Raw genomic sequence first — 19,227 nt, 5'->3', positions numbered from 1 at the left:
GGTCGGCTGCCGTTCCTGAGATCGAATCACTTCCTTTACATGAGTGGATCGGTTTCTATCGGTGGAACGACAGTGACACTGTCGGAGGCATCACCCGGCAATGGTTGAAGCAATTCAAGCAGCCAGTCATTCACGAAAGGAAAATCATCGCCGACTGATCTGACCACTTCGCTAAACTCGGCCCAGTTCGGGTAGAGCTTTGCAACGGTTTTCGTATCGATCGGGCAGAACTTTCCCCAGTGAGGTCGTGCATCAAATCGTGAGGTCATTTCCTGGACGATGTTGGTCGCGAAGGCTTCGAAGCCATTGCGTTCGGCGGGACGTGCGTAGCTGATGAAACTAAGTGTGTACCACGGTTCTTTACCACCGGAGGCTGGCGAAACGAGCGTATCGTCAGGCAAAACGCGACGGATGCAGATCGGATAATGGTGAACGTAACGCTCTCCAGCTGATTTCGACGCATAGGACTTCAATAAATCGATTGCCACGTTGATCGAGTCGTTCAAATGCTTTTGCTGGACAAAAATCTCGACTTCGATATGCCGAAACCGTTCATGTTGCATCGTTAGCTGTCGATCCGATCGATCCACCACTTTCCAGTTCTGAGGAATCAGCCGGGGAATGAGATGTCGGAAGGCGATGGTGGTGCACCGATCGGGCAGCCATCGTGCCAGCGAGCAAATTGCAATGTGAAGCATCGTGTCCATTCCAAGCGACCAAAACACGCGATAGAGACCCGCGTGCCAGCTGCGTTTTCGATCGGTCTCGACGCGGTGCTGTGCAAAGTAGTCCCATCGCCAGGGAACGAGGTAGAACTGTTGCAGTGGATAACTCGATTCCTTCTCAATCACCTCTTCCAGCGCTTCGTACCGCCGCAAATGTTCTTCGATTCTGTACTGTTTGCGAACGGGAAATTCGACCTCCGTGACGATACCTAAGCATCCCAGTGAACAGCGAGCAGCTCGTAACTGCTGGGGTTGGTCAGCATCAATCCAGCGCATTTCCGCTTGCCCCACATCGTTTGAAAACGATGCAATGCGAACCGCACGAACAAAGTGAGACAAACTTTGGCGTCCCGATCCATGTGTGCCGGTCGCAATCGCGCCTGCAACGGATTGCTCATCAATCAACCCCAGCGTTGGAAGCGTCAACCCAGATTGCTGTAGCGATTTCACCACATCTTTGATTTGGCAACCGGCACCGAACCGAACCACCGCCCCCAAATCCGATTGCCGCAACTCAATGGCATTGAAGTGCTGCATATCAACAACAGCCTCGTTAGCCTCGATCACTTTGCTCCAGGAATGTAAACGCCCCATTGCGCGGATCTTGGAATCTCGATTTGCGTCGAGAAATCGCAATAGCTCCGTCTCGGATTGCGGACAACAAAACTTCGTAGCATTGATTGTCAGGTTGCGACCAAAGTTCTCAATCATCTTTTGGCATTTCTCCACCGTCTCGTGGGGTTCGAGTGGTCGACGCTTTCGCCTTCGATGCTGCATCTCGCCTCGCTTTCTCAGTGTCTTCTAATCTTTTGATGATTTCAGGATCGATCCTCCATTTGCCATATCGAGTCGATCGGACAAGCACAAGTTTCTCGAGTTCTGCTTTCTTGCCGTCGACCTCAAGTCGAATCGTGCCTTTCATGGTCGAACGCAGAGGATCATTTTGATCCGGAAGGATCATCATGCCGATGTCATATTCCCTGCTGATACGAGTGTTTTTTCCGGGGAAATCTAAGTAGCCAACATCGTACCAATAGCCGTATTCCAGTCCACCAAAGCTGAACTTCATATTGATATCAACGAAGTGGATTGATCCATCCCAGGCTCGTTCGGCACCTGCATGCGATGGCCAAGCAAACGAGGCAGATATCAGTAACACGATTGCGAGATTCGATCTTGTGTTCATGACAATTCTCAGAAGAGACGGATTGAGCTGACACACGTCAAGTTAGCGGATATGGCAGCATTTGCAGCATGTCATCAGCAGACCAACGGTAAAAAGCTTCAATCAAGCAGGTCTCCGTCTAAATATCTCAGCCAATCGGTGTTTTGCTGTGCAAAAATTGCGTCATGCAGCACGTTGATCATACGCCTATGATTAATAGCGGGTGATGTTCGCTTCTCACGTCGCGAAATCTGAATCTGCTTTCCTTACTGGCTTGCAGCTTCATTAAGCGAGAACGTTTCATTTACTTCGACTGTCCCACGTTGTGAGCCGAGCGCGCTAGCGTCGGGCTGCCGCTCTGTAAAAGGTTGTCAAAATGAGGTCCACGGCTAGTGCCGTCGGATCACAGATACGTGGCAACGAAAATTGGGGACAGTTGAATTACGGCATCGATACGACTCTTGAAACCACTTTGGAAGCCAATCATGAACGTTTACCGATCGAAGTTATTCTTTCACCGAGTGCTGGCCACGATGGTCCTTCTCTCGCTTCCGTTGACCTTCAGCCTCCGTCTGGATGGTGACGAGCCAAAGACGGGCGAAGCCAAGAACCAGGCATCGGATGTCGCTGAATCGGCAGATCCCGTTCTGGGCGAATTGCCAATAGTCGAGCAAACTCAGCAGATGTCGAAAGATTTGACGTCGCTGTTGCGTACGCTGACTGACCAGCAATTGGTTGCGATCGCGAAGGGTGACGAGCCACCACCAAAAATCTCTCAGAATTTTGGTATTTCTTCAGATCAGTTGAATGAAGAATTGTTGGCCGAGTTGGCGCGGCGATGGGATCGCCAATTGCATCCAACGACCGTTGCTGAGAATGCTCCCGAAACCCAGCCGGTCGTCGCGAGCAACGCGACTGTTGAGGACAACGCTGTTATCAACGGACCGGCCAAACCCGACGCGGTGAAGTTAGACAGCATCGTGATCGAGGCGTTTTCGGGTACGCCCTTGAATGTCGGAGTGATGGAGTTGACGTTTACCAAGGGGCACGGACCGATCTTGTATCCTGATCAGCCTCTCTACCTCGACGCCACTCCGCTGCCCGCTCACTACGTGACCTTCGACGTCTCCTATCAGAAGCGGCAAGGTGAGTCGCCATGGCAAGTCGATCGCATTCGCGTCTCATTCTTGCATCAGGGTGGCGGTCCAGCGGAATTGACGCTTTCAGGCGTCCAAGGACTTCAATTAGACCCGCAAAAAGTTGATGTCATTGAAAACCCTGGTCGTCATCGCGAATTGCTTCAGCGATGGTGGCAAGGATTTTCAACCGTCCCTCAGGAACTCGACCCTCAGCAGAAAATGCTTAAAGAGTCGTTGCTGGATATCCTTGCCCGCCGTCTGCAACTGCCGGGGCCATGGCCAAGAGTCGAGCACAAAGCTCCGCAAGAATCGCTCAGCCTGGAAAGCCAGTTTGAGCGGGCGATTGGCATGCTGTTCGGAATCGAATCGGTCAAACTTGCGATGCAAGAGGACGTCACCTTGAACCAGTCGACCCGACACGAGAAAGCGAACAGGCCGATTCCCCCACGGCCACGGATGCGCAGCATCGATATCCCTAGCGTCCCCGCATCAACCTGGATCGAACCGATCGCGATGCATGTACCGGCCGAGTGCTTCTATTTACGCACCGGCAACTTGGCGAACTATCGCTACTTTCGAGAATTCTTGCTGAGCTGGGGAGGCAGCCTCGATGATATCGTCGCTACCCCTTCGCTGGACCACCAGACCCGAGAAAAGATCGAACGCCAATTAGGACTGAATCCCGAGGACGTTTCTGCCAAATCGTTCGACAAACTTGTTTCGGACATGGCCTTGATCGGGTGTGATCCTCTCTTCTCGGATGGCGCCGCCGTCGGCATATTGTTTCGCTCTCGCGACGCTCGCGGTTTGTATGAACTGATCCAGACACAACGCAACGAATCCAAATTGCGCGTACCCGGATCCGAAGAGCGACGCGTCGACATCGGTGCTCACGCTGTCTCTTTTCTTGCATCGGACGACAATCGCCTTCGATCGTTCTATGCAATCGATGGCGAATACCATCTTGTCACGAACTCTCGTTACTTGCTCGAGCGGTTTTACGATGCGGGCAGTGGCGATCGTTCCTTGGGATCACTGCCAGAGTTTCGCTACGCTCGCAGCAAGACTAGAACGCAAAACCAGACGCTCGCATTTCTGTACCTTTCAGATCCGTTTTTTCAAAATCTGATCAGCCCCCAATACCGCATCGAAGTGACACGTCGCAAGCAGGCCGTGCAAGTACTGAGGCAATTCCAATTGGCTCGTATGGTTGCAAAGGCCGAACGTGTCGATGCGGAATCAATGGATGACCTTGTCAAGTCACAGTTTTTACCGACCGACTTTGGGCGTCGACCCGATGACAGCTATCCGCGGCTCGACAACGGACAGATTACTGATTCGCTACGCGGATCTCCCGGTGTTTTCCTGCCTGTGCCTGACGTTCCGATTCAAAAAGCGACCCAAAGTGAGGTTAGCTCCTACAATGCCTTTATTGGTAGGTACAGGACCGAATGGAAACAGGTCGATCCGGTCACGGTCGTGTTCGCCCAGGACGCAGCGGCAGCCAATGACTTACAGCGTATCCGCATGGATATCATCATTACGCCCTACGCCCCGACAAAGTATTCTTTTCTGCAGCGGCACTTAGCGGCGGCAGACAATCGTCGAGTCGGCCACGTCGATGGTGACCTGCTGAGTGTTGATACCGCGATCCGACTAAATCCCGGCCAGCAATCGCATCGGTTGTATTTGGGCCTGCGTGACGACGAGGTCGCCTTCAACTTCAGCAATGGCCGAATTGAAATGGTTGACCAACACGTAGGCACGAGCTACGCCAAAAGCCGCTCTTATGCGGCGATCTCCCCACCGAGCACGGGCGTGCTGCGACTGCTTGCATCGATCATGGAACAACCGCAGCCCGCTTTGCCACAAGGGCAATTGCCAGGTGTGGGCCACATATTTTTCGCCTTAGGCCGGACTATCGGGAACATGGCAGAAAAACTTGACTCGGTCGCAAAATACAGGAGCAATGTCACCAACCGTAACGGTTGGATGGTGGCATCGACCAACACGAAAATACAACACGATACACCTGACCAGCTCGCCCAAGAGTGGATCAACAAGCCTACCCAAGTGAGGCTGCAGATGGGATCGCTCAGCGGGTCTAAGGTAGAACCGTACATTCAAGCCTACACCTACCATGCATCACGAAAAGTTTCCAGCGAAAACTCGCGATTCTTAAACGATTTTGCTGGTTGGTTACAGTTGCCAACGGAGGAGTCGCGAGACGCACTCGAAGGTTTGCTGGGTGCCCACATTCACTGTCCGCTCGGAGGTGATTACATGGTGGAGAACTCCGGCGAGCACCCGCATTGGGTAAGCACGTCGTGGTCGGAAGCGAGTCTTTATTCGCTTACGAAAGCACCCGAGTCCTGGAAGTTTCCATTTCTTGACTGGATCCGCCGTCTGGATCTGCGGTTTGATCTCGATCGGACCACGCTACGGGCGCAAGTCGATTTGTTGGTACTTCAGCCCAGTGATCCCGCCAAGGACGGCGTGTTAATCAATCTGCAGATGGACGATTCCGTTTACAACGCCGCTAATCGAATGGGAATGCAATCAGGATTTAGTCCCAATCACTCGACAATGAACCGCGCGTCGAGCAACCCGAGTGTCGTATCGCCACAGCTCGCAGTGTCACCGTCGCTTGGCCCCCAATCCCGCCCGGCTCGCATTCGCACCGCGGTTCCCGAAGCCGATGCTCGTCAGGCGGCAACGCAGCACGATTGGATCCTTGGCGTTCAAGTCTCTACGACCGATCAATCGATACGGATTACCCATGTCTACGCCAATAGCCCCGCATCTCAAGTTGGAATACAAGTGGGTGACATCATTCAGACGGTTGATCGTCAATCACCACGATCCAGTACGCATTTGATGAGTTTAATCAACTCCGCGAGCAGCAAAGGAACTGCAGAAATCAAGGTCGACCGTGGGGGATTCAGTGTCACCTTCGATGTACCGCTTGCTGCACAGTAAATTTCGCATCGCAATGCTCTGCATGGATCCGCCTCGCGGGCGTCGCATGTAAAGATATTCTGTTCGGCATCTCCGAGTGCCAGCTAGTCTTCGCTAAGCCATGCAACGCTAGTTGTAAGTCCGGAAGCGATATCCGCGACGCGAAACCATCTAAACCGATGGCCTGTCGATAATCAAGCCATCTTGCGTGCAAACAAGGCTTTGCAAAACGCATGATTCAATTCTCCCGCGATTTAATTTGCTGCATTTCTTGTTGCATTTCCTGTTCATATTGTGGCATGTCATCAGGTTGGTATTGGTCAACTGGTTGCGACTGATGAAATAAGCCCCAGACCACAAGGATGACGAGAAGTAACGGTATCAGAATGGCAAGACAGCCAGACGTTGAATTCGCAAGCCCCATCCTTTTGGAAACCTTCCGAACCAAAAACCCAATCACTGCAAGAACAGTCACACTGACCACAGCCACGATGATAAAGAACGTAATAACTTTATCAGGAAGGAAGACTTGAGAAATCATTTTCAAACCGATCAAACTAAAAGTCTTATTACGCAATGCTTGGCTACACAACGATCCACTATCGCGGCAGCCGAGATGCTATTGAATCTACTTCGCTCAAATTCATCGTCCATTGGCGATTTGCTGGCGACAAATCGAAGCACAGCAACGAGACCTGCCAGCATCAAAAAACAAGTCATCACCAAATCCACCTCCTTCGATAGTCCTATCAGATAGTGGGAGACGAATGAGTCGCCGTAGGAGGTGTCGATATGGCCATAACGCCGAAGCCAGTTTTCGATACTCGTGAGTGGGCAGGAGTCAAACATGAGCAACGAAAGGCTCTTGACAAACACGATCGTCAAATAGAGTCGCTGCCACAACCGCAACCGAGTTACTTGTAAACGTCTGGTGACGACGGCGATCGACCCGCCAACATCGAAAGCGATGACGACAATGTGAATCGTTACGATCGTGGTCGCAAATATATCCGTCACCCCCATGTTGCCGACACCCGGTTCGGTGCTTGTCCAAGTATTGAGGGGGGCTGATTGTTTGGCATCTCTAGACCGGAGTGTGCGCCGATACAAACATCGCTAGAAGCCAGGCTGATAGCAGTGTCACTGGAATCGCCAGAATGGCCGCAACGATTCCAAACGCTGACTTCCAGCTACGGTGCTTCACAAAGGCAACCATCGAGACGGAAAACGAAAAGATCGATGTTAGTAAACCAGCAAACAAGGTAGTTGCAAGAAAGGAGACTGAGCCCCATTGGACGTCGACAGTTCTCGATATTACCAGTTCACAAATCATCGGTGGCCCAAGTAGTGCAATCATCGACATCGCCAGTCCTGTCGCGGATAACGACTCCTTTTCGGGGACGCCAATGCGAGTCGAACGTTGCAGTGGAGCTACACCTGAAGGACGATATGGCGATGAACGATTAGGATTCATGATGCTGATTAAAATTTCTCGTCCGCTGGATTAGCTCAACCAAAACTGCAATCAACCTTCCCAATGTCATAATCAATCTGCGAATTTTGCGTTGAATTTCAGTTGCCTGTGGTGGGCTGCAGAGCCTTCGGACGTAGCCTCCATAAACCGATGATCCCTAAGGCTACCGGCGGAACGGTGGAAACAAGCCCGCAGAAACCGATCGACATTGCATTGCCTACGATCCGGGCAAACTCAGAAGGCTTTGGCGCTGTTGACGAAGATCCCAACTCGGCGAAATCGTTGTATGAGATGTAGATTCCGACGATCGCAATCATCGCAGGCAGTAATGAAAGCAGCGAATGGACGAAAACCATCGTCGGATGTTTGCCGCAATACAGATTCCAAAGTCCTAAGATGGAGAACACAAGTCCGAAGGCTAATAACGGCCAACCAGCCCCGGTGAACAAGAACACCAGCGGATGGATCGTCTGTTGTACACCTTCTTCAATAGGCATCGATTTGATCTTTCAAGTCATGAGCAATCGGTGTTGGTCATTGTCTGATTTCAATGAATACGAACGAGCGAGACGAACATCATCAGTGCAAACACCACCGCCCAGGCAACTAGGTATCCTTCAAAACCAAGACTCAGACGGAACAGACGCTCGTCGGTGAATTCGGCGTTTCGCAACTCGGGATCGTCACCGCTCTATTCCATCATCGGAGTTTTGCGATATCTAACACAAGTTCCTACGCTGGGTACCTGCAAACCTCACAACAAATTGTATCCCTATTTGTATAAGCGTGGTTTTGTGGCGGGCCATGACGCAAAATGAACGAATAAGGACACTTCTCAAACGAATCTAATTTAGCGTGATGACGCATTAAAATGGGAACTGAGAATCGAATTGTTGAGCGTGATATAAGCTTTCGAGCAGGTCCATCGTTAATAAATGAACTATCCGCTTTGCGCAGGCAACTTCCGTTTCGAGTCACACACTTTCGTGTTCCGCACGACGTTTGTAGGCAGACGCCACAAAACTGCAAAGTATTGCGCAGTCATTTCCTGCCTAGAGGCTCCTTTCTATAAGTCCGCAAACTTCAGGAGTCCGCAGTGTCCAAACGTGTCTCTCACAGCCTACTTGACCCGCTGGTCGGTCCGCCTTTAGCCGCCCTTTATCCGCGATTACACATTCCACGCTGGTTTCCACCGGAAGGGATCGTGGTGATCGGTCATCTGTCGGCGATTGCCGGGGCAATTGGGCTCGCCTTTTCGACGACGTATTTATGGGGTGGACTATTGGCAGCAACCGGCATCGCCTGCAACCATTTGGCGGACTGTGTCGATGGCCGCCATGCTCGCTCGACTGGGCAATGTCGCAACGGCGGTGAATTGCTCGATCACTTCACCGATCCGCTCTCGTTCACCTACTGGTTGGTTGGACTGGCAATTGCATGCGGCCGTCTCGATATCGGGTTGGTCGCTGTGATTGTGCTAATGGCGATGGCAGTACTGACTAACTTGCGAGCCAAGCTGACTGGCGAGTTCACGCTCGCCGCATTCGGGCCAACCGAGTTCAAGGCCTTGCTGGCCGTCTTTGCTGTCGCCCTTACCACCCTGTCCGTGTTTGCGCCTGCCATAACACAAATGACCTGCTTGGTCGGGCTGGCAGCGCTAACAGCACTCGGACTGATACTGCTGCCGATTCAGTTGATTCAATCAGTTCGCGAAGTCAATCGCTGTGGTAGCAAACCAGACACCAGTGAATGGGAAACGACACGATCAAGCTGATTGAGATGCTAAGGGCGCTAAGCCAAAGGGCATGAATGCAAATCGTTTTTCGTTGTTGAAACCAGAAAGCTTGGCCAAGCGTCGTAGTCGCAATCGCGTCTCATTATTGTCGGCATCTTCTGCATCCAACGCAAGATATTACTGACTTGTTACAGAGCAAGCTGGAGCACCATGATTCAATTTCCAGGGGCATCAAAAGACACGCAAGCATTCTGCCGCGTCACTTGTTCAAGTTCGTATCCGCTTTATCGTCTGTGGCATAGCAATTGCATCGTAGTGCGTCATTCACTTACCCGCAGCCGCTTCCCATTTACGGAGCAGATGATGAGCAAGACTGACTATTACACCGAAAACGATTTGAGCACTTGGGAACGCATTAAAAAGGCGTTCGCGAACGATTGGGAGCAAACCAAGGCGGACTTCGGTTCCGATTCAGCTCGAGACATGGACCAAGATGTTGACGATACGATCAAGCAGATGGCGGGCTCGGATGACGCGTTTGAAAATCGCGAGCAAGCGTTCCGATTTGGCTACACCGCCCAGCATCGTTACGGCTCGAATCACCCAAAGTGGAACGATGAATTGGATACCCGACTTCGCAAGGAATACGACGGTAATTACGACGCCGACCGTCGCTATATCCAGCATGCGTATGGCTATCGCCCGAAAAGCTGAGCACTTCCGCACAAGGCATTGGCATCAACGTAGCCTAGGCTACGTTTTGCAGGTTCGCCACAGCTGACATCGCCAGAACAGGGTGCAATAATTTGACCACGCTCTGGCGAGTGTAGCTAGTGTCTGTCATAAAACCTCGAGGCGGCGTAATTTTACAGCTTGAGAGGGCGAAACGTTAGTGTGAAGATTGTTGGCGACCCGCCTTCAACACCACGATGAGGGGCGAATTTGCAGTGTTTTCAGATGACTGCGCGTACCTTCAGCCAGGAGGGTGTCGTTGATCAACTCTGCGTTGTGTCTTTGACCTAATTAGGCCGCTGCACGTACTGTCTTTGCCGCTGCAGCGTCGGGGTTTTCTGCCGCGATCAATAGCCGGCCAAGCACCTGCAGGTTCCGCCCCAGCACGGCTAGGCCAAGATAGCGTTTGAAACCAACTTCACTGCGGTCACGACAACGTTTCAATCCGTTGCCCCGCTGCAACGCACCGACCGCGGATTCGATTCCTGCGTGACGGTGTCGACGTCGGCGCGAGTCGTCTGACTCGTTGGCAACTTCGGTTGCAAAGTTTTGAGAGTTCCGCGATGGACAACTGACGTTGCCAACGATCGGCAACAAGGCTTTAACGTTCGCCGCGCTGTGAAAGCCACGATCAAGCGAAAGTTCTTCAAACTTACCTTGGTGACGCTGCTGGGCGATCTTCGTTTGCTCAACCACGACACTGCCGTCGGTTTCATCACGATCCATCAGATAGTAATGGCTGATGAAGCCCGCACCGTCCTCAAAGATCATTGCCAGTCGTCCATACTGAATCGGCTCGCCTGCTTTGCCACGTTGGTAGAGTTGCGTATGAGTTTCGAAAAGGCTGAACAGCTTCTCGCTGTTGGGAACGCTCTCGCCCAGCACCACTCGGCGATGCGCGGTATCACGAACCTGTTGGGTCAAACTGGCCCAACCCGTGAGTTCCTCAAGCCGAATGTGCAGCGAGAGAGGCAATGCGTTTTTCGCTGCCTTTTCCAGTGTTTTGACTCTTTGGAGGATCAAGTCTACACGCTCTATCAGGCTATAGTAGAGCGATTCGATCGCCTCCTTCTTTTTGACGATACGACTGGCAGAGAGCTGATTAATTTGTCGATGAAGCTTTTTGATCGTCTTTAACAAGTGAGCGGACTGACGCCACCGAGGAAGACTGATTTCGTCAGCAAGGGTGCGGGCCAGCGGGATGATCTTCCGCATCCCGTCGTACATCAAGCTGCTTTCGGTTGGGTAATGAATATTCGTTTCGATCACGAACGAGTCGGCGCGAGCCGATCCTACTGCATCGCCATGGAACTGTTGTCCGTGTCGAACAATGATGTGGTTGATCTTCTCAATTGTCTCAGGCTTGATCAGACAACACGAATTGCGAATACGGCGAAAGTCGAAATTCGGGTCTTGCTCCCAATCGTCAACACCGAGGATCGTACGGAGATTGTGATGGTTCTCGGCTTGGTCTTGGACTTTGTCGTAGTCGAAATTGCAATTCATTCTGAGCACTGCCAGCACGAGAATTTGCCAATCATCGAAACCGGGTCTGCCGGTATCGCGGCGCGAGAGCTCACTGACATCTTGCGCGATTAAGTTGGTAAGGCTTCTTCGCAGCGGACCGTCGAGATAGACATGACGCAGGGCAGCGAGAACGGGTATAATTTCGTCACGACAATTCAGATTCAATTGCAACTGCGCGATGGGGGTTGCTGCGAACCGCATCTGAGGTTCATAACTCTTTCGCATCTCGACCACTCCTTGAAGATTTGTGATGAAATTGGTTTTTCCTAACTGTTTCAACACTCGAACCGGTCAAACGGTTCAGTCTTCAAGGAGCTTTTTTCTAAATAACCCCGTAAAACACGGGATCATTCTGTTTGATGACAGACACTAGCTACTTCGACAAACACGCCGTTTCTGCAGGCCCCGCTAAGCCGATTTCTTTCGGGCAACATGTCCCCCTTCCAATCCAGTGCTCGCTTGCCTGATCCTGACAGGGACGCCTGCACCCGCAGGAAACCATTGATAGGAAGATGGAGGTAGGAAAATAGGACGGCAATACCCCGCTTGTTGCGAGACGCCAGCTCCCCGGTCACATTATGCCAGCAACTTGCAATCTATCGCTCACGCTTCGGGTTATAATTTTCCCGAGGTAACGCTAGGTTTAAGCCGCTTACCTGATCGTGAACCTCTTGGCTTTTACCAAAACGGCTTGTGAACGTGACACGGTTCTCTTAAATGCTGCCTAAGTCACGAGAGTTGAACGAATTCGTCCATGCGCGCTGCACAAGGATCGAAGATGAAAATTTGGTTCATTTCGGATACGCATAACGAGCATCTGGGACTGCAGGTCCCTGAGGTGGACATGGTGATCCATTGCGGCGACGAGTCGACCGATGGAAATGCGTCGACGAACGAACCGGAAGCAAGACGGTTCTTCGATTGGTACTCGGGTTTAAACATCGCGACCAAGGTGTTCGTGCCAGGCAATCATTCGACCGCAGTTGCGCAAGGACTGATCCGCGCGGATGACTATCCTGACATTCGCTTCTTGATTCATGATTCAATGCAATGCGACGAAATCAAATTGTTCGGCTCGCCCTACACGCCTCAATTTCACGATTGGGCCTACATGAAGAAACGAGGTCAGCTAGATCTCGTTTGGCAATCGGTTCCCGAGGATGTGGATATCCTGATCACGCACGGTCCGCCTAAGGGAGTCTTGGATCTAACGCACGACATGGACTCGAAGGCACTGATCCAGGTGGGTTGCACGGCCTTGCGTCATCACGTTGAAAAACGGATCAAGCCCAAGATCCACGCGTTCGGTCACTTGCACGACGAAAAGGGCATCAGCAACTACGGTATCTTTACTCGCGGTGCGACGCAGTTCATCAACTGTTCATGTTGTAATCTTTCCGCGATACTTAAGAACAACGGCTTCGTCATCGAGATTTGATTGAAATAGAAACGCCCGCGACAGATCGCTCCGCCGCGAACGTTTCGCTTATTGAACACTAGGCGACGACTCGCGTCACCACGCCCGAGCCGACGGTCTTGCCCCCTTCTCGGATGGCGAAGTGGTCGCCGTCGCTAATCGCGATCGGTTGCTTTAGTGCGATGCTAAGGCGAACACCGTCACCCGGCATCGCCATTTGCACTCCGTCCATCACCGACGCACTGCCGGTCACGTTCGTGGTTCGGAAGAAGAACTGTGGCGCATAACCGTCGAAAAAAGGCGTGTGGCGTCCCCCTTCCTCTTTCTTCAGCACGTACACTTCCGCCTCGAACTGGCGATGCGGAGTAACGCTGCCGGCTTTCGCCAACACCTGCCCCTTCGTGATCGCCGTGTGGGCGGTTTTTCGAAGCAACACACCGACGTTGTCACCGGCATTGCCCACCTCTAACACTTCGCCGAACGACTCAACTTGCGTGATCACGTCACTATGGGTCTCGCTAGCCAAGCCAACGATTTCGACTTTGTCGCCCGCGCGCACGACTCCTTGCTCGATCTTGCCAGTCACGACCGTGCCGCGACCGGCGATCGAGTAGACGTTCTCGATGGGCATCAAGAACGGTTTATCGATCAATCGCAGCGGATCGGGAATCGAGCGGTCTAGTGCATCCAGCAACCGCTCGATGCACATGATCGATTCGCGATAGGTGGGATCATCATGAGCCAGCTTCGCTGACCCACGGATCACGGGCACGTCGACACCTGCGTATCCGTACTGCGTCAGCATTTCTCGCAAGTCCATTTCGACCAAGTCCAACAACTCAGCATCTTCGACGAGATCGCACTTGTTCATGAACACGACCAAGTGAGGCACGCCGACTTGACGCGCGAGCAGCAAGTGTTCGCGAGTTTGCGGCATCGGACCGTCGGCAGCCGACACCAACAACACCGCGCCGTCCATCTGGGCCGCGCCCGTGATCATGTTCTTGATGTAGTCGGCGTGCCCGGGACAGTCGATGTGAGCGTACCGTCGGGCATCGGTTTCGTACTTGACGTGCGAAGCGATCACAGTGACGGTCTTGTTCTTGTCACGAACAATCCCGCCCTTGGCGATCGACTCGTAGGACTTGTATTTCGCCAACCCCTTTTCGGCTTGAACACGCAGAATCGCGGAGGTCAACGTCGTCTTGCCGTGGTCGATGTGACCAATCGTGCCAACGTTGACCGAGACTTTCTGGGACATTTCGTTTTGAACCATAGCTCACAAACTCCTCTTTCAAAGGAAAGGTATCGCCCCAGTCGCCAGCCACCGAGGTGAGCAGCCTCGGCAGCCATTTCGCTCGCACGAGCGCCAGATGATTGGGAACGAAGAAACAGAAAACGAATGGGCATTGCACTTGTGAATTGGCTCTGCCCGGAAACACAATGCACTCGAGGCTCGGCCCTCGCGAGTCCCTGACCCCTGCAGGCGGGAGCCTGCAAGTCCGTGCGATACCAGGCCGGAGCCTGGGAACAAGCCAAAAAAAAAGCCCGCCAAGTGAATCACCGGGCGGGCTTTGCGGATCGATTTGAGATTTGATTTCACTTACGACGCACCTCTCCCGCCCTCTCCATCGAAAGACGAGTTGGTTGTTGATGTTGTGAATATCGTGAACGTGTTCATCTCAAATTCCAGTGATAGTGATTTGAAACAGAGACACCCATCGTTGACCTGGGTTCGCAACGAATCCTGTGAACCTTCCAAGCATGTCCGTACTCTTCTGCACTTGCTGTCTTGCTCGAGTCTGTGAACGAGTAGTAACCTACAAAATGGAGAGAACCGTGATGAGAAAATTGGCAACGATTCGGACCGTTCAGGAGACGAGACCGATCCAGGGTGCGGACTTGATTGAATTGTCAGTCGTCGATGGCTGGAAATGCGTCACGAAGAAGGGGGAATTTGCGGTAGGTTCCCTAGCGATTTACTGCGAAATCGACTCGTTCCTGCCCGTCAGAGAAGAATTCGAATTCTTGCGAAAGTCATCGTTGAAAACAATGGACGATCGCGAGGGTTTCCGACTGCGAACCGTGAAGCTGCGGGGACAGATTTCCCAGGGACTTTTGCTTCGTCCCGAAATTCTTGGCCGGCCGTATCAGCTTGGCGAAGATGTCAGTGATGAACTCGGGATCGTCAAATACGAGCCGCCCATTCCGGCGTGCTTGGGCGGCGAGGTCGTGGGGCCGTTTCCTTCGTTCATTTCCAAGACGGATGAGGAACGCATTCAAAACCTTGTGGATGAGTATGATTCCTACCGTGGCAAGCCGTTCTACGTTTCAGAGAAAATCGATGGGACATCGTTCACCGCATTCTTTCATGAAGATGGATTTGGTGTGTGCGGTCGTAACTGGCAGTTGGCTGAAGACGACAGCAACAGCCATTGGCGAGTCGTTCGAACCTTGGAGCTTCCAGCACGACTGAAATCTCTCGGACGTTTCATTGCGATTCAAGGTGAGCTAGTCGGACCAGGAATCCAACGCAATCGCTACGCCCTAAAGGAACCCGATCTGTTTGTGTTCAACGTGTTCGACATCGTAGCTTCGTCTTACCTGGAGAAGGCGGAAGTGGAATCCATTTGCAACGAAGTTGGGTTAAAAACGGTGCCAGCGGTTGGCGTTCACGAAATTCCTGGCTCGCTTGACGAGATCCTGGAACTCGCGGAAGGCAAGAGCGTGCTGAATCCAAAGTCAGAACGTGAGGGGTTGGTGTGGGTCTACGGATCGGGCGATGATCGCATCTCGTTCAAGACGATTTCCAACAGGTTCCTCGCCAAGTACGGCGACTGAACACATTCACCACGCTCCCTGGTGATCGGCAAGCGTTCCCCCGTGATGTTGGCGACAGCCGCGTGTCATACCTATGTGAGCCTCACTTAGCAACGCTGTGAAGCATTTTCTCGTAGCTAACTTCGCCAGAAGGTGGTGATTCGATATTGGCGGCAACCAACCACACTCTGGAGAGCGTAGCTAAAAAACGCAAATGCCGTAGATTGCCGCCTCTAAATGCTTCGCAGCGTGCCCCACTTGGGATCATGAGAGCTGATATGATGTTCGAGAACTCATTCGAATCCTTGACGTGGGATGATCATGTTGGAATTCAAAACGCTTCAAACGGCGATTCTTGCCAAAGATCCTGCCGCCGTGGTTCAGACGCTGTCGAGTTGCAGCGAGGCTGAACGCCACGTGGCGAGAGAACCGCTGGCCATCTTGCTGTTCGCCTTGGGAATCGATTCGCTGTTTGTTCAGCTGCTCGAAGCCAACGTCACACCGGACGACCCGCGGATCGAACAAAAGCGCCAGACCGACGGCATCCGTCCGATGTCAGCGCGAGAGCGCAACTATGATCACAAACTCCATTACATGGCTTGGCTTGCCAGCTACGGTGTCGCTCCGGAATCGTCGTTCCGGCGATTTGTTTGCACCCCCAGCTACGAAGCCGAGTCGGCACAGATCATGGCGGATCGCCGACCTGAATGGATTGACAATTGGATTGACCGAGTCACTGAAATCGACGAAGAAGGTGCTTCCGCAGGACTGACCGCTGGTTTCTGGTGCCGTCTGTATCAACACGGCCTGATTCAAACAGTGAAGCAAGACTGGATTCAACACGTTTTCATTCACCAGCTTCCGGATGCGTTTCAGAATGCTCGCGAGGCGACGCAAACCGTGTTGCGGGACGTCGATACGGCCAGGGACGTGATCTACGAGCTTCCTAAGTGGCCCTATCAACTCTCGATAGCCAAAGAATGGATCCCCGTCATTGAGTGGCTGGGAAAGGCAGGTCTACTTGATCACAAAGCCGTTCTATCGATGCTTGCTGAGACGCTTCACGAACCGCTGAACCAGACCGAGCGAAACGGCTGCGTGATTCTGGCCAAAACGATCATCAAGCCTATCGCTAGCTCGAATCCAGAAATTATTTCCGAACTACAAATCAGTTGGATCGGACTGCTCTCCGATCCGCAGGCGGCGGTCGCTGGCTTTGCCCTTGAGCAACTTATCGTGATGGAGAAACACGGTTTACTCGACGCCGAGCGAGCAGTCCCCAAAATCCCGGCCATTTTCCAGCTCAAACCCAAAGGGCACGCACTAAAAGCGGTGCAATTACTGAGCCGCATTGCCAGCGACAGCAGTCACCGTGAACAAGCCATCGAAGGTCTCTGCGAGGCGCTGACGCATGCCAACAAAGACGTCCAGTCCGCTGCCCTCGACGCGATCGCCCAGCGGATCGCTCCTGAAGACGTTTCTGTGATCGAAAAGCTGCAACATTGTGAAGCCGTGGTGGCCGCAACGCTAAAAACAAAACTGTTGCAATTGATCGTTTCACTTTCACCGGAGTCCGAACCGCCAGCGACAAACGCAGTGCTCGATAGCGAGGCCCCCGTCGACCTCGACGAATTGCGACAACGAGCAAGCCGACTCGCCCCAGCGATCGCGAACCTATTTCAAATCGACGAAGCTCTCCAAACTGCTGCCGAAAACCGCTGGGAACCACGCGACCACTGGCAAATGACGGAACTTTGCGTCACGAATATCCGGCAACCGATCAAGCCGATCGATTCAGTCGAACTGTTAATCGAGGCTGCATCCCAGGCGGTTGAGCATAGCGATTGTGGCGACACGCCCGATCGAATTGTCGATGCGATTGTTCGACTGCATGCGGAACGCGATGACCACTTCGACGCAAAGACCGATTCGCTTCGCTCCAGAGCCTGCGCCCACATTTTTGACCGTCCCAACCGTGGCCTGGTGGGCGGCATCCTGGGTGACGCCTTCTCGGATTTGATCGGTGCTTGGCTAGGCGTGCTACCCGAAGACGAGGATGAGGACATGATCATCCCCGAGCGTTATCCGATGGGTGTGTTTCTAAGACAACTGGCCGATCGCGTTCGCTCAGGAACCACTTATCCGCTGCTCTCGACGCCGACGCACCAAGGCGGCTGGATCGCTCCGGTGACATGGGTGCACCGACTTCGGCACATTGACAGCGAAAAAATCGACTTCATCGAAGACGATTTGACTCGCAGCATGCTGCGTATCGCTCCCAACGGACGCGACGAAGCGTGGCGACTGGCTTCAAGTTCCGAGACACCCCTGTCGCCACGATTCCTGAAACTTGCCCAGTTCGTGCTGGACATGAAGACCGCCAACAAAGATCTGGCGTTGGACGATTCTTGGCCGCTGCAAGTTTGGATCGTCGCAATACGTGCTCGCGATCCCTGGGTGGACTTGGGCGACTATCTTCCCGACGGTGAACGCGAGCAGGTCCCCGACGAAATATGGCATTTGCCGGACGTCTTTCAACCGGCGAATTACCAGTGGTCAGTCATCTCGACAAAAGATAAACGGTATCAACGCGGGCTGGTTCACAGCAGTCCGATGGCTGAAGAGCAGCCTAGCGATGCCTTGGATGCGCAAAAACTTTTGTCGCAAGTTTTGGGCGACACTCCGCTTGAGGACAACTTCGAACAGCTGTTTCAACAGATGACCAGCGGACAGAGCCATAAGTTCAACGACGCGGGATTCTACACCGCAAAACTGAATCACCTTCACAGCTATCCCGCCCCTGCCTATGTCTATCCCTACTTGGCCACCCATTGGCCCGCGAAACTGACATGGTATTGGGCGTTGGCCAGCCACGCACTGTCGCAGCGAGTGAATAGTGGTTCGTCGGTCGACGAACGGTACGATCACTACTTGCTGCCGCTGCTGGCGACGGACCAATGCGTCGATCGAATGGCCGCTCGCGCGTTATGGATTGCGACAACCAGCAAGGACGCGAATGCCAAATCGATGGCAACCGAGGTTTGGATCGCAATCATTGCCGAAGATCGCTGTAATGTCGAGACGATGACCGACGCTTGGCGGGACATCCTTGTAGGCGATTGGATGAAGATGAATCGCATTTCAGAATGTTTCGCCGAAGTCGCCGCGGTGTCGAACCAGCATGCTCTGCTGATTGCCGTGTTGATCGAGTCCTTTCTATCTACCCACGACGTCGATAGCGACCTGCCACGTGACACCGCCAAGCTGCTCGAACTTCTTGACGAGTGCAACGAACGACTGGATAGAAAAGTCGGCGAGTCGACGGAACCGGTGTTACAGACAATCAAAAGCGGAAAGGCAAAAAGTTATGCTAAGTCGTTGCTTGCCCGAAAAGACGTCCCGCATGGACCGCGTCAGGCTGCGATCCTTGCGGCGCTGGACGCCCGAATCGCGCGAGCCGAGCGTCACGGTTCAGCATGCTGAACGGACGACGAAACGTAGCCTAGGCTACCTTAAATAAATTCGAAATCCTTCC

At 52.9% G+C, this 19,227-nt stretch carries 15 protein-coding genes; 7 read left to right on the top strand and 8 right to left on the bottom strand.

What is annotated here, in order from left to right; all coding sequences use genetic code 11:
• Positions 1-35: 35 nt before the first annotated feature.
• Both SH528x_RS18355 and SH528x_RS18350 read right to left on the bottom strand, forming a co-directional pair.
• The gene (locus tag SH528x_RS18355) at positions 36-1,436 is read right to left on the bottom strand and encodes a D-arabinono-1,4-lactone oxidase (RefSeq protein ID WP_442511921.1); all 1,401 of its coding nucleotides are present in this window, start codon (positions 1,434-1,436) and stop codon (positions 36-38) included.
• A complete protein-coding gene (locus tag SH528x_RS18350) occupies positions 1,429-1,911 on the bottom strand; it encodes a hypothetical protein (protein ID WP_442511920.1) in 483 nt (160 codons plus the stop codon). The genes SH528x_RS18355 and SH528x_RS18350 overlap by 8 nt, the downstream gene beginning before the upstream one ends.
• A gap of 464 nt (positions 1,912-2,375) precedes the next feature.
• Between SH528x_RS18350 and SH528x_RS18345 the strand changes: the two genes are divergently transcribed.
• Positions 2,376-6,008, top strand: coding sequence for a PDZ domain-containing protein (locus SH528x_RS18345; RefSeq protein WP_442511919.1), 3,633 nt, complete (start codon positions 2,376-2,378; stop codon positions 6,006-6,008).
• A 217-nt stretch (positions 6,009-6,225) separates the two neighbouring features.
• Here SH528x_RS18345 and SH528x_RS18340 read toward each other — a convergent pair whose 3' ends face one another.
• A complete protein-coding gene (locus tag SH528x_RS18340) occupies positions 6,226-6,528 on the bottom strand; it encodes a hypothetical protein (protein WP_442511918.1) in 303 nt (100 codons plus the stop codon).
• An 11-nt stretch (positions 6,529-6,539) separates the two neighbouring features.
• Complete coding sequence (locus tag SH528x_RS18335; protein ID WP_442511917.1) at positions 6,540-7,010, bottom strand: DUF2784 family protein; 471 nt, start codon at positions 7,008-7,010, stop codon at positions 6,540-6,542.
• A 134-nt stretch (positions 7,011-7,144) separates the two neighbouring features.
• Here SH528x_RS18335 and SH528x_RS18330 point away from each other — a divergent pair, with 134 nt between their 5' ends.
• Positions 7,145-7,495, top strand: a complete 351-nt coding sequence (locus tag SH528x_RS18330; RefSeq protein WP_442511916.1) for a hypothetical protein — start codon at positions 7,145-7,147, stop codon at positions 7,493-7,495.
• Positions 7,496-7,559: 64 nt separating this feature from the next.
• On the opposite strand, the gene SH528x_RS18325 is transcribed toward SH528x_RS18330, so the two are convergent.
• Both SH528x_RS18325 and SH528x_RS18320 read right to left on the bottom strand, forming a co-directional pair.
• A complete protein-coding gene (locus tag SH528x_RS18325) occupies positions 7,560-7,958 on the bottom strand; it encodes a hypothetical protein (RefSeq protein WP_442511915.1) in 399 nt (132 codons plus the stop codon).
• Between the two features lie 50 nt (positions 7,959-8,008).
• The gene (locus SH528x_RS18320) at positions 8,009-8,134 is read right to left on the bottom strand and encodes a hypothetical protein (protein ID WP_442511914.1); all 126 of its coding nucleotides are present in this window, start codon (positions 8,132-8,134) and stop codon (positions 8,009-8,011) included.
• 423 nt (positions 8,135-8,557) lie between these two features.
• Between SH528x_RS18320 and SH528x_RS18315 the strand changes: the two genes are divergently transcribed.
• Positions 8,558-9,235 (top strand): CDP-alcohol phosphatidyltransferase family protein, encoded by a 678-nt coding sequence (locus SH528x_RS18315; RefSeq protein WP_442511913.1) that lies wholly within the window; start codon positions 8,558-8,560, stop codon positions 9,233-9,235.
• Positions 9,236-9,556: 321 nt separating this feature from the next.
• On the top strand, positions 9,557-9,910 hold the full coding sequence (locus SH528x_RS18310; protein WP_442511912.1) for a hypothetical protein: 354 nt from the start codon (positions 9,557-9,559) through the stop codon (positions 9,908-9,910).
• Positions 9,911-10,219: 309 nt separating this feature from the next.
• Here SH528x_RS18310 and SH528x_RS18305 read toward each other — a convergent pair whose 3' ends face one another.
• A complete protein-coding gene (locus SH528x_RS18305; RefSeq protein ID WP_442505181.1) occupies positions 10,220-11,737 on the bottom strand; it encodes an ISNCY family transposase in 1,518 nt (505 codons plus the stop codon).
• 496 nt (positions 11,738-12,233) lie between these two features.
• Between SH528x_RS18305 and SH528x_RS18300 the strand changes: the two genes are divergently transcribed.
• Positions 12,234-12,893, top strand: a complete 660-nt coding sequence (locus SH528x_RS18300) for a metallophosphoesterase (protein ID WP_442511911.1) — start codon at positions 12,234-12,236, stop codon at positions 12,891-12,893.
• 58 nt (positions 12,894-12,951) lie between these two features.
• Here the strand turns inward: SH528x_RS18300 and tuf are convergent, their stop codons facing one another.
• Complete coding sequence (gene tuf / locus SH528x_RS18295; protein ID WP_442511910.1) at positions 12,952-14,133, bottom strand: elongation factor Tu; 1,182 nt, start codon at positions 14,131-14,133, stop codon at positions 12,952-12,954.
• Between the two features lie 581 nt (positions 14,134-14,714).
• Here tuf and SH528x_RS18290 point away from each other — a divergent pair.
• Both SH528x_RS18290 and SH528x_RS18285 read left to right on the top strand, forming a co-directional pair.
• Complete coding sequence (locus SH528x_RS18290; RefSeq protein WP_442511909.1) at positions 14,715-15,713, top strand: RNA ligase (ATP); 999 nt, start codon at positions 14,715-14,717, stop codon at positions 15,711-15,713.
• A 300-nt stretch (positions 15,714-16,013) separates the two neighbouring features.
• Positions 16,014-19,175: a DUF7824 domain-containing protein gene (locus tag SH528x_RS18285; RefSeq protein ID WP_442511908.1), complete on the top strand. Its 3,162-nt coding sequence runs from the start codon at positions 16,014-16,016 to the stop codon at positions 19,173-19,175.
• The last annotated feature ends 52 nt before the right edge of the window (positions 19,176-19,227 follow it).

Origin of the sequence: Novipirellula methanifontis (assembly GCF_052161655.1) — a bacterium.
GTDB lineage: Bacteria > Planctomycetota > Planctomycetia > Pirellulales > Pirellulaceae > Novipirellula.
This window is presented reverse-complemented; position numbering and strand designations above follow the sequence as displayed.